Genomic DNA, 22,743 nt, shown 5'->3' with positions numbered 1-22,743 from the left:
GCGAGGCGCAGCCAGCAACTGGCGTGCGCTCTCGCCCCGTTGGCGGCATCCAAGCACGGCGCTGTGAGGGACGGCATCCCAGTAACGGCCGTCCAGGATTTCCTGTCCGGAGTTTCGGCCACACTGCCCCGCCTGAAGTCGCTGCAGGTGAATGCCCTACAAGCACCGCGAGCGGCATGGGCGCCGGTGCCACTCGCGCCAGTGGACACGCCGCGTGTACCGCAGCCACCAGGCATCCGACCAGCGCTCCGGAAGACGACAACCGAGCAGGCACACGGCCCTGCAACCATCGGAGCCGCACACGCCACGCACACGCCAAGCGGAAGTTGTCTCAACTCCCACTCCCTCCTTGGAGTGGATGCCGGGCATCGCCGGAGCGCACCGCAGCATCGGGTGCAGTCAGCGGCCGGCTTCTCGTCCGCGGTGCGGCTGCTGCGGGTGCTGCGCCTGCTGATCGTTCTGACGCACCGGGTGCGCAGCGTCGGCATCGACCCGCTCGGCGTAGCGGTCCGCACGGGCGCGGGAAGCGTCGGCCGCCTTGGTGAACGCGTCCTGGAGGTGGCGCAGCTTCTCGTCTGTGAGATCGAGGGCCTCCACGTCGGTGCGGGACTTCCTCAAGGCCCGCAGCGCCGTCAGGTCGATCGCCTCCCGGGGATCGGCCTCCGGCTCCTGGTCGCCGTGCTCCGGGCCGACGCCCGAGGGTGCGAGCAGCTGCTCGGGCATCGCCGCCTGCTGGTGCGCGACGACGTCGTACGCCCGGCCCCGCACGTCGGCTTCGATGGTGGTGCGCAGCTTCTCGCGGACCACGGCGCCGGCGAGGACAGCCCGCTCGTACTGCAACGGGAGGCGGGGTATCTCCCACTCCCCCGCTGTCTGGTCCGGGACTCTGGGTGCAGCCGGCGCGCCGGTATCGGCCGGGGGTTGCCGGTCCGGGGCGGGCGCGGGGGTTGGTGGGCGGCGCCGGGCGGGGAGGTCGGTCAGCGCCCACCGTGCTGTGTAGAGGCGGTAGCCGGACTCCAGGCCGCGCACGGTCTTCGGCTCGCTGATGTCCAGGCAGTGAGTGGAGATGGCAGCGGCCACGATTCTGTCGTCCAGGCCAGGGTCGCGGCGGCAGCCGCGCAGGACGAGGGCGAGGTGACGGCGGGCTTCGGCGAGCAGATGTCGGCGGTGGAAGCGGCCGCCGTCGTTCATCACGAACACCGTCGCGGTGACGTCGACGGCCGCCAGCGCGACGTCGACCACGGCGGCGACCCGGGCCCGGATCGCCGCAGCCGCGGCACGGGCGTACTCGAGGAGGGAGTTGATGATGTCGGCGGCCACCCCGGAGGTGCGGATCGCGCTCTCCTTCCACTCCTCACGCAGCCGCATGAGGGGCCGGGTCTTCCTCTTGGCGGGGCGGGTCTTGCGGGCAGCGATCTGGTTCAGCTTGGCGCGGGCCCGCTCGGAGACCACGGGCAGGAACTTCGGCTCGCCGTCGTCGTCGACGGCGGTGACGTACTCATGCTCCAGCCCGGCCAGGCAGGCGGCGATCCGGTCGCTGCGCCGGGAGGTCCAACGGATCAGCTCTCGCGGCACCCCGGCAATCTCCATCACCGGCCGGCGCCCCGGGGTGACGGTGCGCGGCTCGGTCGCCAGCCCCAGCGCCTCGCAGACCTCAGCGGCCACGATCTCGTTGTAGAGCGCGGAGACGGCGACGGTGTTCTCGTGCAGGGCCATGGTGTGGATCGAGCCCCACTTCCCGTCCAGGCGCTGCCCCTTCACGGACACAAGCAGATGGTCATGGAGCAAGGGTCGCCCGGAACGTGCCTCATAGTGGCGGAAGCGGGCGGCGACCAGACCGCCGGGCGGCCGCACCCGGTAGACACCGTCCTTGCCATACCGGATCACCGCCACCTCGTCCTCGATCCACTCCAGCACCCGCTCGATCGCCCGCTCGTGCGCCGCCTCGATCACCCGCCCGGTCTCCTCATCCCCCAGCGCCCACAACAGATAGATCGTCGGCTGCGGCCGGAACACGAAGTCGACACCCGTGACAGTCACCTGGCGTCCCAGAGCGCCGGCCTTGAACGCCTTCTTCTGGGACTCGCCCTTGGCGAGCCGGTCGGCCTCGATCCGGTCCGCGTACGGATGCCGGCCCCGCTCGCCGAACAGGTTCCGCAGCTGTGCCTCGGTGACCTCCTCACCCGACGTCAGTCCGAGCACGGCCAGGCCGCGGCCCATCCATCGCCCGGCCGGGACACCGGCCTCCTCCTGAGCCTCGCGCAGCGGCGTACGGGCCGGGCGGCGGCCGTCGCCGACCACGGTCTCTCGCAGGTAGTAGCGGTACATCTGACCGGCCCGAACGACCCTGATATCCACTGTCATGGAGACCACGCCACACGACCCTGACCTGCAAGAAAAGGCCGATCAGCAGTACGTCCCGCCAGGCGGGAGCAGCAGCCGAACTTTTTTCATAGGTGCCCGCCAGACGGGAAGCGACTCCGGCCGGCGAGCCAGTGTCATCGCTCTCCGGTCCCGACCCGCGCCGACGACCAGACCACTACAGCCGCTCGTTTGCTGTTGCCCGGTCCGTGCGGAAGGCGACGCCGTACTCCCTGGCGAACCGGTTGGCCTCGGCGCCGGAGCCGCCCACCGAGCGCAGGTAGAAGGCGTAGGCCACCGACTCGATCTGCTCCTTGTTCAGGTACAGAACCCACCGGTTGCCGAGCTGACGCGCGGTGCGCACCTTCTCCTCCAGGCCGTCGGCCGGCGGTAGACAGAGCCGGGCACCGAGGTATACGTACAGGCGCAGTGCGTCCATCTCCGAGCGGCGCAGCTCGACCAGTCGCTCGCCGTGGGCCGGCCCGCCGGGCCGGCGGTCGGGGGCGTCCTCGGTGTACACCAGCGCATCCCGGCCGTGCCCCGTCAGCCGGGCCGCCCACACAACGGGCCCGCCCTCATACACGGACAACTCCGCGCGCGTCTCACGGTCGGCCAGCTCGACCAGACCCTGCCCCGCGGCACTCTCCACCGCCTTGTGATGGTCGGGACGCAGCATGCCCAGCAGCACCCAGCCGTGCTCGGCCACCTCCTCGTGGTCGCGCAAAGCCAGCAGCGCCTCGAGGACGGTCTTCCTGCTGGGCATACCGCGCTCCCCCGGCTCCGACTGACTGGACGCTGACGAGTCGACAGTAGGAGCCCGTCCGGCAGGTTCGGGACGAATCCGGGAAAGATCGCCCGCGTTGACGTCGCGGCCCCGGCGTCGGCGCGGGGCGGAGGGGCCAGGGTGCGGGCCGGAGATCAGCGGGCCCGAGTCACGGTGACAGGCACGTCCGAACAGCTGCTCAGGACTTCAGCGAATGGTGCTCCTGTTCGCCACGGCGAAGAGGAGCAGCACGTCGGCATGCTCCAGACCCCCCGACTACGCCCGCCACGTCTTCGCCCACTACGCCGAACTCCAGCAGTCGCCCCGCGACATCGAGGACGCCGTGCGGGCCCGCATCGCCCGCCAGGCGCTGCTGTACCAACCCGGCCGGGTCTTCCGCATCCTGCTGTGGGAAGCAGCCCTGTACGCCGCTGTGGCGCCCCGCGACGTCCTCGCCGGGCAGATGGACCGGCTGACATCCGTCATCGGCCTGGACACCGTGCAGCTAGGCATCGTGCCCTTCGGCGCCCAGCTGTCCATCCCGCCGGCCAATGCGTTCTGGCTGTATGACGACCGCCTCGCCATCGTCGAGGACTGGCACGCCGAACTCTGGCTGGACGACGCCGATACCGTCGCCCTGTACCGCCGCGTGTGGGACACGCTCGCCGCATCGGCCGTGTACGGCACGCAGGCTCGCCGGCTGCTCGCACGGGCCCGCGCCCAGGCCGCCGATCTCGCCTGATCGTCCCGGCGAATCACGCCCGCGGCTAGGCGAATATTCGCGAATCAGGCCCTCCGCTGGTTCTCGGTCGTCCCTAACGTGCTGGTCATGGCCCATCCGATGCGTTTCGCCGCACTGTACGAGGCCGAGGATTCGTGGCTCGCCGAGTGCAGCGAACACCCCGCCCTCGTCCGCGCAGCTTGGGACGAGGAACGCCTTGCCCCCATCCCGTCCGGCGCTCACTGGCTCGTCGCCGAGTCCAGCCTCACCCAGGGATGGCCGGCCGCCTCCCGACTCCGCGACTCGCCGCACGGCCCCGTCCTCGCCGACCCCGACGCGAACAAGATGTACTGGCTGGTCGCACCGGACGCCGCCGAGGAACTGGCCGACGTCCACCGCCTGGTCGTGCACCCCGCAGGCTGGTCGCTGTCCTGCCCGCCCACCGGCTGGCAGCTGGACGGCAGGTTCTGGCTCTGGCGCCCTGACGGGACGGGCCACCTGAACGACCCCGCGCTCATCGCCGCAGCGTTCGGCCCCGGCGGCTACCGCACCGAAGCGGAGGCCCGCGCATGACGACCGCCGAGACCAGAGCCCTGGTCGACATCCCCGCCGATCTCCTGCCGCTCATCCTGTTGCCCCCCGCTGGAAATCCTGCCCGACGCCAGAGCGCGCGGCGCCGAGTGCGTGTGGGGCGGCGAACCGCTGTCCACCGCGACGGCCATTGACCTCGGCGAGCGCGAGACCGATGGCGGGCACTGGTTCCCGCGAGCCTGCCGGCCCTGCACGAGGCGCGCCGTCCTGGCCGCGCGCAACGACCACCCCGGCCAGTGCGAGCAGTGCACGGACGACGCCACCCTCTGCGAGACCCGCCAGGCCCTGCACGCCCTCGCCCTGGAGCTCCGCCGATGAACTGCGCACGCTGCACCGAGCCGATCCGCCCCGACGAGGAGACCGAGGAGATTCAGGACCACGGCGCGAGTGGCGCTGGCTCCTCCGTCGTCGTGCACGCCTACCGATGCCGGCGTGCTCCCCAGCAAACGACGCCGACGCGCCGCTGATGCTCCCGCTCCCGACGCACGCCGACGTGCCGGGAGCGGGCAAGACTCCAGTGGGCTCCCCGACGGCGAATCGGGAGCTGGGTCTTCCGCTGGAAACGCGGCCGTCCCCGCCCCCCGTCGGGGACGGCCGCTGCACGGCTCCCTGGTGTCCCACACGCGTGCAGCACCGCCTGAAATCCCCTGGTCACAGCCGTCGAACCGCATCCCCCATGCGATTAGAGGGTGCGAGTATCGGTCAGTCCCCCTGGCTGAGATGATGCGCTGCCGAGTGATCAACTGGGGAGGGCTCATGAACGTCACTACCACCTACGAGCAGAACGTCGACGAGAGCTACAGAGGCCTCAAGGCCGGCATGCGGTCCAGACGCCGCTTGTGGTGGACGTGCTGCACGGTTGTGCTGATCTGCGGCATAGGCGAGATCGCGAAGGGCCGCAAGTGGACCGAAGGAGCGCGCTGGCCGGTCCCGGAGCATGTTGACTTCTCAGTCCCGTCAGTCCCGTGACTGTGGGAAGGCGTGCCCCTAATACTGCGCTGCACCCGTGACACCACCCTGCTGCAAGCCGACGACCACAACCAGGATCACCGCGACGACGACTGCCACCCATCTGTGTTGCAACCCGCTGCACACCACGGCTGTCGACGGTCATGCAATTCCCCACCTCAGGTGGGTTCGGCGTCAGCTAATTCCCCATCCTCGCGGTCATGTTTCCCCATGGGGGCGGCGGTCGCGAACGGCGCTAAGGAATGGCGGCTGCTGCCTTGGGGGCGGCGGCCAGCCGCAGGCCGACTTCCACGAGGGCCCAGCCGAGACGGGTGCGGAGGTCCCGGGGGTGCCGGGCCGCTGCGGCGAGACGGTATGCGTCGGCTTCGGCGCGGAGTTCGGCGGCGCGGGCATGGTGCAGGGCAAGGTGGGTCTCGGGGTGCATTGGGCTTTGGCCTTTCACTCCGTGGTGAGGGGGAACGCGTGTGTGTGGATGCGTACCTGGGCGGTGTTGGCGTCGTCTTCGTCGGCGGCCCGGTCGCGGTAGGCGTCGACGAGCGCGTGCATCTTCTCGACGAGTTCCTGGGTCAGTTCAGGCGTCAGCCGTAGTGTCGCGCTGCTCATGTCCCAGGTGCGGTTCCATTCCTCTGGCCATGTCTGGCGGTTGCCGAGCCAGGTCGACAGGTCCCGGGTCTGGGTGGTGGCGATCTCGTGGAGGTACATGTCGGCGGCCCCGCGCACGTCCGGGCTGGCGTCCGTGAGCAGTGCGTCATCGAAGCGCAGGCCCTTGTGGACCGCCTTCCACCACCGCTCCCGACCCTTGCCGCGCTCGGGGGCGTCCTCAATGAAGCCGTGAATGGCGAGCTGCCGCAGGTGGTAGCTGGTCGCACCGCTTGACTCGCCCAGTTTTTCAGCGAGTTGAGACGCGGTGGCCGGGCCACCGAAGCGCAGGGCGTCCAGCAACTGCATGCGCAGTGGGTGTGCGAGCCCGCGCAGGGATCGGGCATCGAGATTGCGGACGTGCGAGTCCTGGGGCTCGTTCATGTCTACAAAGGTAGCGATGCAAAGCAATGCTTGCAATGACATCTTTGCATCGAATGCTTTGGGGCGGCCGCACCTCACGGGACGGCGTCACAGACACCAGGGTTTCAGCAGATGGGGCGGTTTGATAGATATGCGATCTCTATTCTGAATCCTCCTGATTGGCCATGGGTACGGCGGAGTTCGGGATCGAGGGACCTGGTCATCGCGGAGCTGCGGATGACCTTCACCCGGTGGGTCCCGAACGCCGATGGGCAGCCCGGATGGCAAGGAGAACGTTCGTCGTGGTCGACATCACCGAGATCTACGTCCACTGGTACGCGGGCCGCTCGAAGAGCGCGCTGGCCGCGTCGCTGGGAGTGGACCGCAAGACAGTCAGGAAGTACCTGGCGCCAGCGGAGGCGTCCGGGATCACCCCGGGCGGCCCGCCGATGACCGAGGCCGACTGGGCCGGGCTGATCGAAGGGTGGTTCCCCGGCCTCGTCGACAGGAGACTGCGGCAGGTCACCTGGTCAGACATCGACCAACACCGCGACTACATCAAGGACTTGCTCGGAACGGTGACGGTCTCCACGATCCACCAGCGGCTGCGGGACGAGCACAAACTGAAGGTGTCGATCTCCTCCTTCCGCCGCTGGGTGCACGCCACGCTGCCCGACGAGGTGAGCCGCTCGCAGGTCACCGTCCTGCGCGACGAGATCGAGCCGGGCGAAGAAGCCCAGATCGACTACGGCTTCCTGGGCCAGTGGACCAACCCCCGCACCGGCAAACGGCACCGCGTCTGGGCATTCGTGATGGTGCTGCCCTGCTCACGGCACATGTTCGTCCGCCCGGTCCTGCACCTGGACCAGCACGCGTGGACCGAGGCACACGTCGCGGCCTTCCGCTACTTCGACGGCGTCCCGCGCCGACTGGTACCGGACAACCTGAAGACCGGCGTCGACAAGCCCGACCTCTACGACCCCAAAATCAACAAGGCGTATGCCGAACTCGCCACCCACTACGGAGCGTTGGTGGACCCGGCAAGGGCATCGAAGCCAAAGGACAACGGGAAGGTCGAACGCTCCCACCGCATCGACGCCGAGGAGTTCTACCGGCTCCTGGACGGCGTCGTCATCGACGACGCCGAGGTCTTCAACGACAAGTTGCGCGAGTGGGAGGACTACTACAACTACCATCGCCCCCACGGCGGTCTCGGCGGCCAGACCCCCTACGAACGCCTCAAGCAGAAGACCACGACTCAGGCGTAATCGATCTTCGTCAGTGGCACACCACAACCCGGACCTGCAGCGCTCCCTGCCCCAGTTGGACCTGCACCACCGAAAGTCAGCCACGCCGATGCCAGCAGTCGACAGAGCAGGCGCGCGTGTGTCACAGCAACCCTGTCCCGGTATCAGCAACGCTTCCTGTCTTAAAGACCCCTACGGACCGCAGGCCGCCCGCGGCGGACGACCACGTTGGCGGGGCACCGCAAGCCCGCCAGGGCTGAGGAGCTACCGACCCCACGCGCAACGCCCCCGATTGCGTCAAACCCCGCGCTCCGTCGCCCGCCCGGTCGGCGTTCGGCGGGTGAGGGCTGCGGGGAAGAACCCTGCTGGCGTAGGGACATGGGCGAGGACGTACCGTGCGCCCGTTCTCCTGACAGGTGAACCGCGCAGTCCCCATCTGCCGTATGCCCCGGGCCCGTGGGCCGCCTGGGTGCCGGCGTCGGAGTGTCAACGCTCTCCGGACGAAACAAACACCCGCAGCCGACCACCATGCAGCACCAGCCGCCACCGCCCCCGCACGGCCAGCAGACACCGCAGTGCCCCGGGCCCGTCCCGGGCCGGGGCACTGCGGTGCTTCAGGCTTCGACGTACGCCACGATCGTGATCTGACGAAGGGCGGTCACGAAGTAGATCACCCGGACCCCGTCGACATCGTCCACGTAGTCGCGCAGCAGGGTGTCGGGCACCGGGGTGCCCAGCTCGGGGTTGACGCTGATCGCGACGATCGCGCGGTCCAGGCGGTGCGTCTCGGCCGCCGTCAGCTTCGCCAGCTGGCTCAGCGCGGGCTCCACCAGGACGACCTGGGACCGGCGCGGTGCGCGCTCAGGCGACACGGGGCTGCTCGCCAGCGAGGCGCTCCAGGTGGGCGTCGCGGGCTTCCTCCCACAGCACGCCGGACTCCGCGGCCGGGTAACCGTGCTCAGCGATGTCCTCCAGCACCGAGGCCAGGACGTCGACCCGCGCGCGCTGGTCGGCCGCGTAGGCACGCAGCGACGCGGCGGCGTCCTCATCGAGGGGCTGACGGTCGGGTGCGGGGGCCGGCTGCTGACTCATCCGAGGCTCCTGGGCAGTCGCTGGCGTGTGTCCTCACGATAGCGCCGGGGCGGGGCGCTCCGGGACGGTACAAACGAAATCCGGCGCCACGGACCGCCCCGCTGGACCCAGGACCCAGGACCCAGTTACGTGTACAGAACGTAGCTGCCGGGGGAAAGACCCGGCCCAGGACTCCAAGACCCAGGTTCAGGCTGTGCTTCTGGGTCTGCTGGGTCCGGCCCGTGTGCCGAGCTCTGACAGGTGAGACGTAAGCGGGTGACCCATCGACCCATGCCCAACATCATCGCGCGTCCGGTCAGCCCTCACCCAGGCGGCGCCGGTCGTCCTCGTCCCACTTCTGTGTGTCACGGGGCTGGGTGTACGGCTCGGTGTCCGGCGGCAGGCCGCCCGCGATGGCCCTCTGACGTACGGTCTCGGCGTCGAACTCCAGGCCCAGCAGGATGGCCAGGTTGGTGATCCACAGCCAGACGAGGAACACGATGACACCGGCCATGGTGCCGTAGGTCTTGTTGTAGGAGGCGAAGTTCGCCACGTAGAACGCGAACCCGGCTGAGGCGATCATCCAGATCACCAAGGCGAGGAAGCTGCCCGCAGCAGTGGGCACGTGGTGGCCGCCAGCCAGAACCTCGTCGGCCGCCCGGCCGTCGCCGACCTGCGCCCCCATGAGGGCAGGCTGCGCGCCACCTGGTCCGGCGAACGATTCGGCGAACGACACCGCCAGCGGATCGTCGCCGTCACGGCCCAGACCCCTGGTGGCGCGGTCACCGTGTACGCGGGCACGTCGCTGCGGGACGCGGACGCGGCCGACGAGATCACCAAGGCCGCGCTGGGCATCGGCACACCGCTGCTGCTGGCCACGGTCGCCCTGGTCACCTGGTGGGTGACCGGCCGGGCCCTGCGTCCGGTGGAAGTCATCCGCTCCGAGGTCGCCGAGATCACCGGACACGCCCTGCACCGCCGCGTCCCGGTACCGGCCGCCCAGGACGAAGTCGCCCGCCTCGCCCGCACCATGAACGCCACCCTCGATCGCCTGGAGGACGCCGTCGTCCGCCAGCGCCGGTTCATCGCCGACGCCTCGCACGAACTGCGCAGCCCCATCACCGTCCTGCGCACCCAGTTGGAGGTCGCCCTCGCCCATCCGGATCCGGCCCTGTGGCCCGACCTGGTCAGCGACGCTCTGGAGGACATCGTCCGGCTCCAGGACCTCGCCTCCGACCTGCTGCTCCTCGCCCGTCTGGATGCGGCCGAGCCGGTCAGCCGCATCCCGCTGGACTTGGCCGAACTCTGCCGTATGATCGTTGCCGCGCGTCACGGTGACCGACTCCCCATCGACACCAGGCTTCACCCCGGCCTCACCGTGGAGGGCAACCGCGGCTGGCTGATCAGACTCCTCACCAACCTCCTCGACAACGCCCAACGGCATGCCGATCGCCGCATCGAAGTGGCGCTGCACACCGACCTGGACGCCGGCCTGGCCGTACTGAAGGTGACCGACGACGGACCCGGCATTCCCGATGCCGACCGTGAGCGGATCTTCGAGCGCTTCACCCGTCTGGACGACGCCCGCAGCCGGGACCTCGGCGGAGCCGGCCTCGGACTGGCCATCGCCCGCGACATCGCCCATCAGCACCACGGCACTCTCCGCATCGAACCCCGCCCGTACGGCGCCGCCTTCGTCGCCCGCCTCCCGCTGTCGCCATCCGGGCCCTGAAGCGGACGCCCGGGTCCACGGCGATCGCCGCGTCCGCCCCGCGACTTCGAGTGCATCGCCGCCGTGACCGGACAGGCGCTCCAGTACGGGCCCAAAGCAGGGAAGTGATGATTCAGACGGTGTCCGGGTCGACGCCCTGCGCGCGGGCGAGAGCGAACAGAACCCTTTCAAAGGTCGGCGGGCCGGCTGCGGGCATGCAGTGCCGGCAGCCGGCCTCGCTTCGCCCTCGGAGAGCAGGCCAAGCCCGGCCCATCAGGCCGGCACCAGGTGAAGCTCTTCCCGGTCGGCCTCACACTGGAAACGCTCGCACGGCAGACGCGCTCGGTGTTCAGCTCTGGTCTCCGAGCCCTTCTGCCGGTCGGGCCCCCAGCTCCGGCTCAAGACCGACTTCACCTGCGGCAGCCGGGCTGGGGCCCGCGATGCCACCCCGACCGCCGGAGCTGCTGTTCCTGAAGCAGAGGGGCGGCAGTCAGTTGATGCCGAGCCTGCTGAGGGCTGTGGTCCAGTCGGTGACGATGGCGTTCTGCGCGGCGGCGAGGGAGACCTTCCCGGAGCAGACGGCCGTGTGCAGCTTGGTCTCCACCGGATCCTTCTTGTTGTTGATGCCACCACCCGGCTTGTGGCCCGGATCGGCGGGTTCCACCCACAAGTTGCGGGCATCGTTCGGGTCGCCCCCGAGCTGCAAGGAAATCAGGTGGTCATACTCGGCATCCGCCATGCTGCCGGTGTAGCCGTAGGAGGCGGCGTTGAGCCTTTTCTCCTTGCCAGTGACGGAGGCCGGCGGGCGAATGCCCTTGGTGTAGCCGCCCTTGCGGCAGATCGTCGACGCCAGGTTCGCCTGCGTCACCGCCGGTGAGATCGCACCCGGCGTGCACGACCGGTCTTCGAGGGGCTCGCCCTTCTCGTACCGGTAGTGACAGCTGCCTGCGGGCGGCTGCTGCTGCACCGTGTACGTCGACTGCGGCCCCGCACCCACCGGGATCTTCGCTGCTCCCGCCGGCAGGGCAGTCCCGGACGGCTCCGCCGCCGACGCTCCGCCCTTCCCCGAGGTGTCCGACCCGGAGTGCGAACCGGATGAACAGCCCGTCAGCAGCAGACAGGAGAGCAGCACCGGCGGCACGGCGCGGCGGATTGAACCCATCACGACCCCTCAGAATGAGCGACAACTGCGCACATGCTCCCCCACCCAGACGCCCTCCTACCGCCCGCCCCCAGGCGCACGGGTGCGCGGAGCCCGGGGCACCCCACACCTCCGCCTGACCGGCGCACGTCGCGCAGCAAGAGTCGTTAGAAGTAGGAGGCCACCAGGTCGCGGTCCACCGTGATGGTGTCACGATCCAGTTCGGGCAGCCCCAGGTGGTCACAGATCAGCTGGGTCAGCTGCTCCTCGTAGGTCTCGTTCTCGTGGTCCAGTCCGGCCGCCGTGATGAGAGAGGCCATCTTGTTGGGCCAGTAGTCTCCGACGTAGTCGGGGCCTTCGTAGTCGATGCAGGACGACATCTGGCCGTCCTTGTAGTGGTACGCCTTGGGCCGGTGGGCCTGGGCAATGGACGGGTTGGGAACGAACACCATCAGTTCAGCGCCCTGAGGGCACAGCTCACGGTAGTCGATCTCGTCGAAGTCGCCGCGAGACGGGTTGAACATGTGGTGAACGATCACGCCCCAGTCACCGAGTGCCGTGTCGTCGCCGTAGGCGAACGGCGGCCGGTCGTGCGCGGACAGGCCATCGGCCATGGCGGCCAGGCCGGTCCCCTTGAAGTAGACCAGGACGCTTTCGTCGTCCCCACACCAGTCTTCTTCCAGCCATGGCATGACGCCGCAGTTGATCCAACTTGTCATGCCCAGCAACGTAACCGGCGCCACTGACATACCAACGTCCAGAGCTGCCACTCGACGCCAGGGCCAACCGCCTCCCCCCGGCGCGCCGTCGGGGCTGGTTGAGTGCTCCGGTCACGCCGGTCCGTTCGAACTCCCCGGCGTAGACGTCGAGGTCCCGCTCGCTGAGCCACGCGGGCAGCCGGCCGATGGGGAAGCGATCACGCAGCATCCCGGCCCTGCTGACGAAGTGCGGATCGGGAGTTATCTCGGGTTCGAAGAACTCGTAAGGCACGTAGGGCATGTAGGAGAATCCAGCACGTGCCTGACTGGTTATCTGAGGGAAGTCAGGCATGTACGGCAAGGTGGCTCGGGACCCTCGGGCCAGCGGGGAGCGGGCCGGCGTTCCGCTGTACACCTTCTCGGAAGGATTCGATGGTGTCGGAACTCACTCTGCCTGCCCCCGCGCGGCTGCACCCCGTGCGTGACGAGCATGCCTGGCACTTCCCCAACGCGAACCGTCGCCGCATGCATGTACGGGCGGGCCTGGCCGACGAAGGACGGCGGGCATGTGGTCATCGCCAGTCCTGATACCCGGCGGCGGGTTGGTCAACATGGCGGAGGGCCTGTGCCGTGCCGCCGTAAGGGAGTTCGGCGACTCCGTCGCGGTCGTGCGGCCCTTCCCCGCCCGGATCATGCTTGCCCACGAGAGCGACGTCCTGGATGGACTCGTGCAGCCGCTCCCCGCCGTCCCGGCCGCGTGTGCGGTCGGGACGGCGGGGAGTGGCGGGATGTGGTGTGGTCAGCCTCGAGGCGCCCAGGCTGTCGGGGTCCTCAGCGGGTCACCGGGTGAGGGCCGCGTGGGCCTGCGCTGCGGCTTCGACGACGCCTGGCCACAGTGGATGTCCGAGGTAGGCGGCGTCGTCCGCCTCGGGCTCCAGGGCGTCGAGGATCTCGTCGAGGCGGTCGGCGAGGCGTCGCATCGCCTGGGCCTCCGAGACGTCGCGGAGTGTGGTGCCGATCGCCGCGGAAGGGTCGTCCAGTACGGCGGTGTCGTCGTAGAGGATGTGGATGTTCAGCGTGAGGTCGTCGAAGTAGCCCGGATGCGGGTATTGGCGCTCGATCCAAACGCGTCGCTGGTGGTCGGGGTCGGACAGCGCATCGACCGCGGAGATGATCTGCTCACGCATCTGGGGCAGTCGCACCTGCGGTGTCTGGTTCACGGCTTGTCCCATTCCTTCCAGCGGAGCCATTCCTCCAAGGGGATGTGGGCCTCCTCGGCGTGATCCTTGATCGAGCCGACTATGGGCTTTCCATCGCGGCCGATGATCTTACCGCCCGAGTTGATGACGACGTGGTCGACCTGCTGGAACACCTGGGAGTTGTTGGGGTTTCCCTGGTCGATACGGACGCCGTTCCCCTTGCCGTCGTTCCAGCGGTAACCGACGCCCTTCTTGTTCCCCTTCATGAACGGCTTGAGGGAGTCCGGCACCTTGTCCACGGCGTCCTGGGGGAGCCAGCCGTCGACGGTCTTGCTGACCCGGCTGGCCTCGGCGACGCCCTCGACGCCCTCTTCGACCTTCTTGGCGGCCTTGAGTTCGCCGACGCCGGGGATGACGACCATGGTGGCGAAGGCGCACTTGCCGAGGGTGGGACGACGCCGACACAGAAGCCGTGGAGCCGGTCGGAGAGGAGCTACCCCCGCGGGCGCGGGGACGACCGCTCGGCGAGGGCGGCGGCCATCTCCCCCGCCGAGCTACCCCCGCGGGCGCGGGGACGACGCCAAGCTCCTGCGCGACCTCGGAGACGACGTCGAGCTACCCCCGCGGGCGCGGGGACGACCCTATCGGTAGCGACCGCTGCACCGTGCCGTACGAGCTACCCCCGCGGGCGCGGGGACGACTCGGTCACTTCGAGGTGCTGGAACTCCTCGGAGGAGCTACCCCCGCGGGCGCGGGGACGACCCGCTCGGTGAGCTGGCGTACGGCGTGTGTGGCGAGCTACCCCCGCGGGCGCGGGGACGACAAGCCTTCGAAGGACTGCGCTACGTGCGCAGACGAGCTACCCCCGCGGGCGCGGGGACGACCGGCTCTGGAGGATCCGGTGCGGGCAAGGGCAGGAGCTACCCCCGCGGGCGCGGGGACGACCCACCATGAGTGGTGGGAGTGGTGCCATCCGCAGAGCTACCCCCGCGGGCGCGGGGACGACCAAAACGGCGTCATCGTGACGCTGGTCGGCAGGGAGCTACCCCCGCGGGCGCGGGGACGACGCCTGCTGCCCTTCCAGGGCGGCGCGGTTGGCGAGCTACCCCCGCGGGCGCGGGGACGACCCTCCCAAAAGAAATCCGCCCGACACATAGGACGAGCTACCCCCGCGGGCGCGGGGACGACGTCCTCGAACGGCAGCAAGAACGCTGGAGTAAGGAGCTACCCCCGCGGGCGCGGGGACGACCTTCATGGCTGGGAGCCTCTCGATTCCGTTGGCGAGCTACCCCCGCGGGCGCGGGGACGACAGGAAGTGGTAGAAGCCGACGGCCCGTCCGTGCGAGCTACCCCCGCGGGTCTCGACGACGGCCGAACCCTGACCCTCTGACGGCGTATCAAAAGTGACCCACTTGGTGATCTTCGTCTGACTCTGGCCTTGGCGATCAAGGTCAGGAGGAAGGGTGATCCTCGTGGAAGACTGGGCAGAAATCCGTCGACTGCACCGGGCAGAGCAGATGCCGATCCGGGCGATTGCTCGGCAGCTGGGCATCTCGAAGAACACGGTGAAACGGGCCCTGGCCAACGACCGGCCGCCGAAGTACGAGCGGCCGGCGAAGGGGTCGGTGGTGGACGCGGTCGAGGTGCAGATCCGGGAACTGCTGCGGGAGACGCCGACGATGCCCGCGACGGTGATCGCCGAGCGGATCGGCTGGGACCGGGGCATGACGATCCTCAAGGACCGCATCCGTGATCTTCGGCCCGCATATCTCCCGGTCGATCCGGTGTCCCGGACGACCTATCGGCCTGGTGAGCTGGCCCAGTGCGACCTGTGGTTCCCGGACGTCCAGATTCCGTTGGGCTATGGGCAGACCGGCCGGCCGCCGGTGCTGGTGATGGTGTCGGGGTATTCGCGGGTGATCGCCGCGAGGATGCTGCCCTCCAGGAGGACCGGCGACCTGATCGACGGGCACTGGCGGCTGCTGTCGCAGTGGGGCGCCGTCCCCAAGACTCTGGTCTGGGACAACGAGGCCGGCGTCGGCCGCGGACGGGTCACATCTGAGTTCGCCGCGTTCGCGGGCCTGCTCGCCACCAAGATCTACTTGTGTCGGCCGCGGGATCCTGAAGCGAAAGGGCTGGTGGAGAGGGCCAACGGCTATCTGGAGACCTCCTTCCTGCCCGGCCGTCACTTCAGCGGCCCGGACGACTTCAACACCCAGCTCGATGCCTGGCTGAAGGCCGCCAACCGGCGTGTTCACCGGACCCTGGGCGCCCGCCCGGTCGACCGCTGGGAGGCGGACCGGGCCGGGATGCTCACCCTGCCGGCGGTCGACCCGCCGACCTGGTGGCGGTTTTCCACCCGCCTGGGCCGGGACCACTACGTCCGCGTCGACACCTGCGACTACTCCGTCGACCCCGCTGCCATCGGCCACCACGTCACCGTGCTGACCGACAACGACCAGGTCATCGTCCTGACCACGGGCGGCGAGATCGTCGCCCAGCACGTCCGCTGCTGGGCCCGCCACCAGACCATCACCGATCCCGAGCACGCCGAGGCCGGAGCGATGATGCGCCACCAGGCACGGCATCGCCCGACGGGTCACATTCAGGCCGTCGGCACCGGCGGCGGCCCGCTGGTCGAGGTCGAACAGCGGGAGCTGGGCACCTATGACCGGCTGTTCACCGTCATCGACGGCGGCGGCGACAAGGAGGCGATCTGATGCCCCGACCTTCTGCCACCGTCGACGGCGAGTCCGTGCTGGCCCAGCCCGTCGACAAGCCGGTCGCTGGACGTCGCACTGGTCAGCAGACCACTTCCGAGCTGGCCTTCCTCGCCCGGGCCCTGAAGGCCCCGGCCCTGCTGGAGGCCGCCGACCGCCTGGCCGAGCGGGCCCGCAAGGAGTCCTGGACCCACCCGGAATACCTCGTCGCCTGCCTCCAGCGCGAGGTCGCCGCCCGCGAATCGCACGGCGGTGAAGCACGAGTACGCGCCGCCCGCTTCCCCGCGATCAAGACGCTCGAAGAACTCGAGGTCGCCTACTTGCGCGGCCTGACGCGCGAACAGCTCTCCCACCTGGGAACATTGGACTTCATCGCGGGCAAGGAGAACGTCGTCTTCCTAGGCCCACCGGGCACGGGCAAGACCCACCTGGCCATCGGCCTGGGAATCCGGGCCTGCCAGGCCGGCCACCGCGTCGCCTTCGCCACCGCCGCGGAGTGGGTCGACCGGCTCGCCGCCGCCCACCAGGCCGGAAACCTCGCCGCCGAGCTCACCCGGCTGGGCCGCTATCCCTTGATCGTGGTGGACGAGCGGGCGCGGGGACGACCATCCCGGCGAACGACACGACGGCGACGCCCGAGAGCTACCCCCGCGGGCGCGGGGACGACGGCGCGCCCGAACCCGCCACGGGCGCACGGGTGGAGCTACCCCCGCGGGCGCGGGGACGACTCCACGGCCGCCACGGTGTCCGTGATCCAGGTGGAGCTACCCCCGCGGGCGCGGGGACGACGCCGCGGTCGTTGAGGTCGCCGCGCTTCTGGTAGAGCTACCCCCGCGGGCGCGGGGACGACTCGACGTCAGTTCCGAGCAGTCGGAAGACCTCCGAGCTACCCCCGCGGGCGCGGGGACGACAGGGCACCCCCTCTGACCTGGGGGACCGTAGTTGAGCTACCCCCGCGGGCGCGGGGACGACGATCCGGGCGGGTGAGTCGGTGGTCATTCGTGGGAGCTACCCCCGCGGGCGCGGGGACGACCTGCGACCGGCATCCGGGGCGGTGATGTACGCGGAGCTACCCCCGCGGGCGCGGGGACGACTCCCTCACGGGCGGCACTCAGCCGCTCGTTGGAGAGCTACCCCCGCGGGCGCGGGGACGACGGAGGGCTACATCACCACCTCGCGCAAAGGCACAGAGCTACCCCCGCGGGCGCGGGGACGACAAACTCAAAGCTGCCGTGGCCGTTGGTGTCGCCGAGCTACCCCCGCGGGCGCGGGGACGACTCGGGCCCTAGCCATGCGTAAGACGGGCCCCTGGAGCTACCCCCGCGGGCGCGGGGACGACGGCCAAGCGGCCGGCGTCAAGCCCATCATCGGCGAGCTACCCCCGCGGGCGCGGGGACGACGGGAAGCCGAGGACGGTCCCCCCGGCGTCGTCGGAGCTACCCCCGCGGGCGCGGGGACGACTGCCCGAGGCGGCCCGAGGCGGAGTGCGCCGCGGAGCTACCCCCGCGGGCGCGGGGACGACGGCTCACCGCACGCGATCGGGTACACCTCGACCGAGCTACCCCCGCGGGCGCGGGGACGACCAACTACAAGTTGAACTGAAAGTTCAGCAGAATCGAGCTACCCCCGCGGGCGCGGGGACGACAACTTCCAGTTCTCGACGTACCTCCCGCTGGAGGAGCTACCCCCGCGGGCGCGGGGACGACCTGGCTGGTGAACTCCGCTGGTGACACGATGAGGAGCTACCCCCGCGGGCGCGGGGACGACCTGGACCCCGTGCCGTCCGCTGGCGCCCCGGAGCTACCCCCGCGGGCGCGGGGACGACGGTGCTCATCCCTGCGCCCCCTGCTCGTGCACGGAGCTACCCCCGCGGGCGCGGGGACGACGGTCGCGGGGTCGGGCTTTTCGGGGAGTCGGGGGAGCTACCCCCGCGGGCGCGGGGACGACGTCGCGGCGGCGATGGCCGAGTAGGACTGCAGGGAGCTACCCCCGCGGGCGCGGGGACGACCACGGCTCGGCGGCGGCGGCGGCCCGCGCGTGGGAGCTACCCCCGCGGGCGCGGGGACGACCCCTCGTCGCATCCTGGGGGCTCATCTGGGGCGGAGCTACCCCCGCGGGCGCGGGGACGACCCGGCCAATCAACGGGCCCTGCACGCCGCGTTGGAGCTACCCCCGCGGGCGCGGGGACGACTCCATGGCGCTCTGAATACCCTGGACGACCGGAGAGCTACCCCCGCGGGCGCGGGGACGACCTATGGCGGCATAGTCGGCAAAGCTGTAGGGAGGAGCTACCCCCGCGGGCGCGGGGACGACTACCCCCGAGTGGCGAAGCCAAATCGCCAGCGGGAGCTACCCCCGCGGGCGCGGGGACGACCGCATCACCGTGATGCATAACCATCCCTGCATGGAGCTACCCCCGCGGGCGCGGGGACGACGCTTCGTGACCTGCAGGGTTGTCAGCCGGTCAGGTCATTTTGCTTTGCCTCGTTCGCGGGCCGCCATGGTTGTCCGCTCTGGCGTGGACGGGCAATGAGGGTGAGGCCGTCGAAGTCGACGGGTGTCCAGCGGTTGCGGCCGGCGGTGCGGGCGGACCAGCCCTGTTCTGTGGCCGCCGGTTCGATCATGACGGCTTGGCCATCGTTGATGCGTTCGGCGAGGACGTTCCAGAGGCGGTCGCGGATGCGGGGGTTGGGGTTTCCGACGTAGACGCCTGCGGCTACTTCGACGAACCAGCGGGTGAGGTGTCCCCGGAGCCCGGGTGGGGCCGCGATGAGGACGACCACGGTCGTCCTGTCGCTCATGGGGCAACTCCCTCGGAGGTGGGGTCGGTGGGTTCCGGGATGACGTCGAGGTGGTGGACGGTGCCCCAGTTACGGCCGCCGCTGACGACGGTGTCGCCGTTATCCCATAGGGCGCCAAGGTCCTCGTCGGACAGGTCGACTCCGTCGGGGACTAGGAGTTGCTTGATGTCGGCGACGATGCGGGGCAGGAGTTTGCCCCGCACGGCTGCGTCCCGCAAAGCAGTACGCGCGTCACGCTCTGAGGTGAGGCCCTGCGCGCAGAGGTCGAAGGCGAGGGGGATGGTGAACTCGGCCTTGTAGAGGTCGGCGATGTCCAGGACGAAGGAGAGGGCGTTGCCGGTGTGGACGAAGCCGAGGGCGGGGCTGGCGCCCAGTCCGGTGATCGCGGCGTGGCAGATGCCGTAGAGGGCCGAGTTGGCGGCGGACAGGAGCCGGTTGACGTCGTCGCCGGTGGCGAAGGCGTCACCTGGTTTGTAGTCGCGTTTGGTCCAGGGCACTCCGGTCCGCTCTGCGTGCTGGGCGTATAGCTTGCGGATGCGGGTCCCCTCGCGGCCGCGGAGCTGCTGGAGGGTCAGGTTGGTGGTGTTTTCGCCGGGGAAGCGCATGTCGTACATGCGGCGGGCGACGGCGACACGTTCCTTGGGGCGGGTGACCAGCCAGGCCTGTCGCAGCTGGAGCTGGGAGCCGCGCGCGGTGCTGGTGCCGGTGGCGTACAGGCGCACGCCCTGCTCGCCGACCCAGCACACGGCGGTGCCGGAGTCGGCGAGCAGGGTGACGGCGGGGTGGGTGATCCGGCTGCCGGGACCGATGAGGAGGACGGCGAGCCAGGCGGCCGGGACGTGGACGGTGCGCGTCTTGTTGACCAGGACGATGGCGTTGTCGTCCCGGTCGATGTGGCAGCGTTCGGCATAGAGGCTGGAGATGCGGTCCTCGAGCCTGTGCACGTCCTGCGGTCCAGTCCGCCACCAGGGGTCAGCCATGCTCGTCCTCGCTGACGCGGAGTGGGGCGAGGGTGAGAAGGCCCTGTCCGTAGCCCTTGGCGGGGCCGATCCCGCCGAGGAGGCTGGCGCGCAGCGTGTCGGGGTCGGTGACGCGCAGGCGTCCTTCGTACGTGACGGTGGACAGGGTGACGCGTGGGCCGTCGGGGCTTTTGTGGAAGCGGAGGATGTCGCGGCTGACGATGGTCACGGCGGGTCCGGCGGACAGGTGTTGGCCTTCGGTCTGCAGGCTGGGGGCGGGAGGCGTGGTGGTGGCGTCGGGGATGCTGAAGCCGTGGCGTTCGCACCGCTTGAGGAGCCATTGGAGTTGCTGGGCTGCGGTGCGGTGGGCGACGCGGAAGCCTCGGTGCCGGCTGCCGTTGTCGGCTCCTTCCTTCAGGCGTGTGGCCTGCTGCTCGCTCGGCCGGGTGGGCCGGGGAACGTTGTGGACGGGGTTGGCGGTGAGGCGGAAGGCGAACTCGCGGCCGCGGGCGATGCGCTCGAGGAGGGGCGTGTAGTCGGCGATGAGCGGGGCGCCTCCGTCGGCTCCGGGCCAGCCCGCGTCGTCGACGAGGTGGGCCCAGCAGGGGCGGCTGTCGGTGAGGACGAGGATGTCGGCCCGGTGCGCGGTGGTGCTGTCCAGGCGCCACAGGACGCGTTCGGTGACGGGCTGTATGGCCAGTCCGGACAGGATGGCGGCGTGCAGGCGGTGTGGGCTGGAAAGCAGGGCCGTGGCGGCACGGCGGCGGGGGTTGAGGGCGATCTTTGACAAGTAGGGCATGTGCTCACCAGCCCAGAAGGGCGAACGGGTCGTGGTCGGAGGGGCCGGCGGTGCCGGTGCCCCCGTCGGGGCGGTCCGGCTGAGTACGGCCGGTGGGGACGGTGACCCAGAGGTGACGGACAGCGCGTCGGCCGAAGCGGGTGCCGGTCTTGAGGTCGTAGGTGTCGGGGACGTCGACAGCGAGCTGGTCACCGGTGGGGTCCTCGACGGTTGCTTCCAGGGACACGGTGGATCCCTTGGCCTGTCGGCGGCGGTGGCTGCCCGCCTGCCAGGGCACTTCCTTCAGGACTTCGTCCAGCCGGGTGTCGTCGCGCAGTCCGAGGCTGACTGGCCCGGTGGGCGGGCAGGAGCGGCGGCCGAGACTGAGCGGGAAAACGGGGTTGCGGACGGCCTTTTCCAGGCCCTCAATCAAGGCGCGCGGACCGCGAAGGGCTGCGACGAAGACGGCGTCTTGGAGGTAGAAACGCCGGGTGACGCCGGTGTACTTGGGCGGAGCGGTCCTGGTCTGCTGTCCCTTGGCGTTGGCCTTGGCGGACAGCAGCGGCAGCCCGCGGTAGTCGCTGTAGGTGTGGTAGTCGCGCAGCAGGGTGCCGGGCTGGTCCACCCGGACGCCGAGTTGCAGGCCGACCAGGTCGGTGAGAGATGCCTCTCGGTCGCGGCCTTCGGCGGCGGACAGGAGACCGAGGATGCCGGACTTGGTGGGCTGGGGACGCGTTTCGCGCCAGTTGTAGCGGGAGGGGCCGCCCCAGGACTGCAGGGGTGCGGCCAGCCGCAGCACGAGGACGGCGTGGTAGGTGCCGGTCACCGGGTGCTGGCCTGCGTGGTCTGGGCGGGGGCGAGCTGGCCGTCGGCGAGCCACTGCCCGACCATGGCATCGACGGTGTCGAGCAGGGCAGGGAAGGGCAGGGAGGGACCGAAGACCTCGGTGATTTTGTCGCCTTCGGCGGTGTAGGTGGCAACCGTGCGCAGCGGTTTGTCGCCCCAGGTCTCGCCGACCGCCTTGAGCTCGTCGGCGAGCCGTACGACGGATTCCGAGGCCAGACCGGTGACGCCGGTGACGGGCTCTTCGTAGGCGGAGACCAAGTTCACGGGCTGGTCGGCGCGCACTGTCACCAGCACCAGGTGGGGCAGGGTGCGGTGTGCGAAGGAGTTCTGGTGCCCGGTCGGCATGGACCGGGCGAACGCGTCGACGAACCGGACCGCCGCCTGGCGGGTCTCCTCGGTGTCGGTGAGGTTGTCGCGCAGCTGGTGCACGCCCAGCACGGCGTAGCGGTACAGGGTGGCGGAGTTGAACTCGACGGTGCCGATCATGCCGGCGCCGTGGTCGTCGGTGTTCTCGTCGTCGACGGCGGTGTAGTAGTCGAACTCGGTGCGCACGGCGTGGGTGGACAGGGCGTGGGCGACCTGGACGGAGGCGTCGACGTTCAGGGCGGGAAGATCGGCGACCATGCGGCCGAACAGGGCGACCTCGGCGGGGTGCCCGGTGGACAGCGTCTGGACGACGGAAAGCTTCTTCACCTCGTTCTTAAGGTCGTCGTCAGGCAGAGCGGCGAGTTCGGCGGCTTTGCCGTCGAGCAGTCGGACCAGGGCGTCGAGCTGCTTCTTGCCGAAGAACAGCAGGTAGGCGGACTGGTCTTCCTTCTTGCTGGACTTGGTGATGCCGAGCGGCTCCAGCAGGGCGCCGGCCAGGCGGTCGGCCTGCTCTCCGGTGAGGCCTGCGCCGCCCTCGTCGGCGGGGCGGGCCAGACGCGCGGCGAGCAGGGTGGCGATCCGCTTGGTGCGGGTGGCCCGGTCGGCCTCCGGCACATGGTTGGCGTATTCGGTGCGGGTGGCCCGCTTCCAGGCCTGCGAGGAGACGCGGGCGCGGCGGGCGCCGCCGTAGACAGCCTGTTTCGGGGTGCCGGAGTCGTCCCGGTTGACGTTGGACGGCGGCAGGCTCTGCAGGATGTGGATCTCGACGAAGAGAGCGGGCTGGCTCATGGCATGACTC

21 protein-coding genes, 3 pseudogenes and 2 CRISPR repeat arrays are annotated in these 22,743 nt (G+C 70.0%); of the genes and pseudogenes, 7 read left to right on the top strand and 17 right to left on the bottom strand.

Translation table 11 applies throughout. The features are described 5' to 3' along the window. Positions 1-399: 399 nt before the first annotated feature. A complete protein-coding gene (mobF, locus tag ACWC2T_RS35290; protein WP_450674416.1) occupies positions 400-2,364 on the bottom strand; it encodes a MobF family relaxase in 1,965 nt (654 codons plus the stop codon). Between the two features lie 175 nt (positions 2,365-2,539). Further along, positions 2,540-3,124, bottom strand: coding sequence for a DUF6417 family protein (locus ACWC2T_RS35285; RefSeq protein ID WP_450674415.1), 585 nt, complete (start codon positions 3,122-3,124; stop codon positions 2,540-2,542). A 214-nt stretch (positions 3,125-3,338) separates the two neighbouring features. Here ACWC2T_RS35285 and ACWC2T_RS35280 point away from each other — a divergent pair, with 214 nt between their 5' ends. From ACWC2T_RS35280 to ACWC2T_RS35270, 3 genes are all read left to right on the top strand, one after another. Then, positions 3,339-3,866 (top strand): DUF5753 domain-containing protein, encoded by a 528-nt coding sequence (locus ACWC2T_RS35280; protein WP_450674414.1) that lies wholly within the window; start codon positions 3,339-3,341, stop codon positions 3,864-3,866. 87 nt (positions 3,867-3,953) lie between these two features. After that, complete coding sequence (locus ACWC2T_RS35275; RefSeq protein WP_450674413.1) at positions 3,954-4,418, top strand: hypothetical protein; 465 nt, start codon at positions 3,954-3,956, stop codon at positions 4,416-4,418. A 111-nt stretch (positions 4,419-4,529) separates the two neighbouring features. Then, positions 4,530-4,754: a hypothetical protein gene (locus tag ACWC2T_RS35270; protein ID WP_450674412.1), complete on the top strand. Its 225-nt coding sequence runs from the start codon at positions 4,530-4,532 to the stop codon at positions 4,752-4,754. Between the two features lie 886 nt (positions 4,755-5,640). On the opposite strand, the gene ACWC2T_RS35265 is transcribed toward ACWC2T_RS35270, so the two are convergent. Continuing rightward, positions 5,641-5,829 (bottom strand): hypothetical protein, encoded by a 189-nt coding sequence (locus ACWC2T_RS35265; protein ID WP_450674411.1) that lies wholly within the window; start codon positions 5,827-5,829, stop codon positions 5,641-5,643. A 14-nt stretch (positions 5,830-5,843) separates the two neighbouring features. Continuing rightward, positions 5,844-6,428: an ArsR/SmtB family transcription factor gene (locus tag ACWC2T_RS35260; RefSeq protein ID WP_450674410.1), complete on the bottom strand. Its 585-nt coding sequence runs from the start codon at positions 6,426-6,428 to the stop codon at positions 5,844-5,846. Positions 6,429-6,709: 281 nt separating this feature from the next. Here ACWC2T_RS35260 and istA (ACWC2T_RS35255) point away from each other — a divergent pair, with 281 nt between their 5' ends. Next, positions 6,710-7,675 (top strand): IS21 family transposase, encoded by a 966-nt coding sequence (gene istA / locus ACWC2T_RS35255; protein ID WP_450674409.1) that lies wholly within the window; start codon positions 6,710-6,712, stop codon positions 7,673-7,675. A 593-nt stretch (positions 7,676-8,268) separates the two neighbouring features. Here istA (ACWC2T_RS35255) and ACWC2T_RS35250 read toward each other — a convergent pair. The 3 genes and pseudogenes from ACWC2T_RS35250 to ACWC2T_RS35240 form a co-directional block, all read right to left on the bottom strand. Beyond that, a complete protein-coding gene (locus ACWC2T_RS35250; RefSeq protein ID WP_450674408.1) occupies positions 8,269-8,526 on the bottom strand; it encodes a hypothetical protein in 258 nt (85 codons plus the stop codon). After that, complete coding sequence (locus tag ACWC2T_RS35245) at positions 8,516-8,746, bottom strand: hypothetical protein (protein ID WP_450674407.1); 231 nt, start codon at positions 8,744-8,746, stop codon at positions 8,516-8,518. Before ACWC2T_RS35245 ends, ACWC2T_RS35250 begins: the two co-directional genes overlap by 11 nt. Positions 8,747-9,041: 295 nt before the next feature. Next, a pseudogene (locus ACWC2T_RS35240) lies at positions 9,042-9,335 on the bottom strand (YihY/virulence factor BrkB family protein); the annotation flags it as partial. Positions 9,336-9,350: 15 nt separating this feature from the next. Between ACWC2T_RS35240 and ACWC2T_RS35235 the strand changes: the two are divergent. After that, positions 9,351-10,457, top strand: a complete 1,107-nt coding sequence (locus ACWC2T_RS35235) for a sensor histidine kinase (protein ID WP_450674406.1) — start codon at positions 9,351-9,353, stop codon at positions 10,455-10,457. A 469-nt stretch (positions 10,458-10,926) separates the two neighbouring features. Here the strand turns inward: ACWC2T_RS35235 and ACWC2T_RS35230 are convergent, their stop codons facing one another. The 5 genes and pseudogenes from ACWC2T_RS35230 to ACWC2T_RS35210 all read right to left on the bottom strand — a co-directional run bounded on the left by ACWC2T_RS35230 (position 10,927) and on the right by ACWC2T_RS35210 (position 13,896). Next, a complete protein-coding gene (locus ACWC2T_RS35230) occupies positions 10,927-11,598 on the bottom strand; it encodes a hypothetical protein (protein WP_450674405.1) in 672 nt (223 codons plus the stop codon). A 146-nt stretch (positions 11,599-11,744) separates the two neighbouring features. Beyond that, on the bottom strand, positions 11,745-12,296 hold the full coding sequence (locus tag ACWC2T_RS35225; RefSeq protein ID WP_450674404.1) for a hypothetical protein: 552 nt from the start codon (positions 12,294-12,296) through the stop codon (positions 11,745-11,747). An 88-nt stretch (positions 12,297-12,384) separates the two neighbouring features. Beyond that, positions 12,385-12,534, bottom strand: a pseudogene (locus ACWC2T_RS35220) (alpha/beta hydrolase); the annotation flags it as partial. A gap of 580 nt (positions 12,535-13,114) precedes the next feature. Continuing rightward, positions 13,115-13,495 carry an SCO4402 family protein gene (locus ACWC2T_RS35215; protein ID WP_351621273.1) on the bottom strand — a complete coding sequence of 127 codons (381 nt, stop codon included), beginning with the start codon at positions 13,493-13,495 and terminating at the stop codon, positions 13,115-13,117. Next, positions 13,492-13,896, bottom strand: coding sequence for a hypothetical protein (locus tag ACWC2T_RS35210; protein ID WP_450674403.1), 405 nt, complete (start codon positions 13,894-13,896; stop codon positions 13,492-13,494). Before ACWC2T_RS35210 ends, ACWC2T_RS35215 begins: the two co-directional genes overlap by 4 nt. 68 nt (positions 13,897-13,964) lie before the next feature. Continuing rightward, positions 13,965-14,784: direct repeats of the CRISPR family, unit length 28 nt; unit sequence GAGCTACCCCCGCGGGCGCGGGGACGAC. A 153-nt stretch (positions 14,785-14,937) separates the two neighbouring features. Between ACWC2T_RS35210 and istA (ACWC2T_RS35205) the strand changes: the two genes are divergently transcribed. After that, positions 14,938-16,194, top strand: coding sequence for an IS21 family transposase (gene istA / locus ACWC2T_RS35205; protein ID WP_450674402.1), 1,257 nt, complete (start codon positions 14,938-14,940; stop codon positions 16,192-16,194). Further along, positions 16,194-16,724 (top strand): annotated as a pseudogene (locus ACWC2T_RS35200) (ATP-binding protein); the annotation flags it as partial. The gene istA (ACWC2T_RS35205) and the pseudogene ACWC2T_RS35200, both read left to right, overlap by 1 nt. Before the next feature lie 109 nt (positions 16,725-16,833). Then, a CRISPR array of direct repeats spans positions 16,834-18,629; the repeat unit is 28 nt; unit sequence GAGCTACCCCCGCGGGCGCGGGGACGAC. A 21-nt stretch (positions 18,630-18,650) separates the two neighbouring features. Here ACWC2T_RS35200 and cas2e read toward each other — a convergent pair. The 5 genes from cas2e to cas7e are packed head-to-tail and all read right to left on the bottom strand — an operon-like array spanning position 18,651 to position 22,733. After that, positions 18,651-18,995, bottom strand: a complete 345-nt coding sequence (cas2e, locus tag ACWC2T_RS35195) for a type I-E CRISPR-associated endoribonuclease Cas2e (RefSeq protein WP_450674401.1) — start codon at positions 18,993-18,995, stop codon at positions 18,651-18,653. Next, complete coding sequence (gene cas1e, locus ACWC2T_RS35190; protein WP_450674400.1) at positions 18,992-19,975, bottom strand: type I-E CRISPR-associated endonuclease Cas1e; 984 nt, start codon at positions 19,973-19,975, stop codon at positions 18,992-18,994. The genes cas2e and cas1e overlap by 4 nt, the downstream gene beginning before the upstream one ends. Continuing rightward, on the bottom strand, positions 19,968-20,753 hold the full coding sequence (gene cas6e / locus ACWC2T_RS35185; protein ID WP_450674399.1) for a type I-E CRISPR-associated protein Cas6/Cse3/CasE: 786 nt from the start codon (positions 20,751-20,753) through the stop codon (positions 19,968-19,970). Before cas6e ends, cas1e begins: the two co-directional genes overlap by 8 nt. A 4-nt stretch (positions 20,754-20,757) precedes the next feature. Next, positions 20,758-21,558 carry a type I-E CRISPR-associated protein Cas5/CasD gene (cas5e, locus tag ACWC2T_RS35180; protein ID WP_450674398.1) on the bottom strand — a complete coding sequence of 267 codons (801 nt, stop codon included), beginning with the start codon at positions 21,556-21,558 and terminating at the stop codon, positions 20,758-20,760. Further along, entirely contained in the window at positions 21,555-22,733 is a 1,179-nt protein-coding gene (gene cas7e / locus ACWC2T_RS35175) for a type I-E CRISPR-associated protein Cas7/Cse4/CasC (RefSeq protein ID WP_450674397.1), read from the bottom strand. The genes cas5e and cas7e overlap by 4 nt, the downstream gene beginning before the upstream one ends. Positions 22,734-22,743 lie beyond the last annotated feature (10 nt).

It is taken from the genome of Streptomyces sp. NPDC001393 (assembly GCF_053597455.1).
The sequence above is the reverse complement of the archived record's forward strand: the minus strand, read 5'-3'. Positions and strand labels throughout refer to the sequence as shown.

Coding starts and splice junctions, on each gene's coding strand:
- mobF (WP_450674416.1), bottom strand. CDS start 2,364: ATGACAGTGGATATCAGGGTCGTTCGGGCCGGTCAGATGTACCGCTAC.
- ACWC2T_RS35285 (WP_450674415.1), bottom strand. CDS start 3,124: ATGCCCAGCAGGAAGACCGTCCTCGAGGCGCTGCTGGCTTTGCGCGAC.
- ACWC2T_RS35280 (WP_450674414.1), top strand. CDS start 3,339: ATGGTGCTCCTGTTCGCCACGGCGAAGAGGAGCAGCACGTCGGCATGC.
- ACWC2T_RS35275 (WP_450674413.1), top strand. CDS start 3,954: ATGGCCCATCCGATGCGTTTCGCCGCACTGTACGAGGCCGAGGATTCG.
- ACWC2T_RS35265 (WP_450674411.1), bottom strand. CDS start 5,829: ATGCACCCCGAGACCCACCTTGCCCTGCACCATGCCCGCGCCGCCGAA.
- ACWC2T_RS35260 (WP_450674410.1), bottom strand. CDS start 6,428: ATGAACGAGCCCCAGGACTCGCACGTCCGCAATCTCGATGCCCGATCC.
- ACWC2T_RS35245 (WP_450674407.1), bottom strand. CDS start 8,746: ATGAGTCAGCAGCCGGCCCCCGCACCCGACCGTCAGCCCCTCGATGAG.
- ACWC2T_RS35230 (WP_450674405.1), bottom strand. CDS start 11,598: ATGGGTTCAATCCGCCGCGCCGTGCCGCCGGTGCTGCTCTCCTGTCTG.
- ACWC2T_RS35225 (WP_450674404.1), bottom strand. CDS start 12,296: ATGACAAGTTGGATCAACTGCGGCGTCATGCCATGGCTGGAAGAAGAC.
- ACWC2T_RS35210 (WP_450674403.1), bottom strand. CDS start 13,896: ATGGTCGTCATCCCCGGCGTCGGCGAACTCAAGGCCGCCAAGAAGGTC.
- cas2e (WP_450674401.1), bottom strand. CDS start 18,995: ATGAGCGACAGGACGACCGTGGTCGTCCTCATCGCGGCCCCACCCGGG.
- cas1e (WP_450674400.1), bottom strand. CDS start 19,975: ATGGCTGACCCCTGGTGGCGGACTGGACCGCAGGACGTGCACAGGCTC.
- cas6e (WP_450674399.1), bottom strand. CDS start 20,753: ATGCCCTACTTGTCAAAGATCGCCCTCAACCCCCGCCGCCGTGCCGCC.
- cas7e (WP_450674397.1), bottom strand. CDS start 22,733: ATGAGCCAGCCCGCTCTCTTCGTCGAGATCCACATCCTGCAGAGCCTG.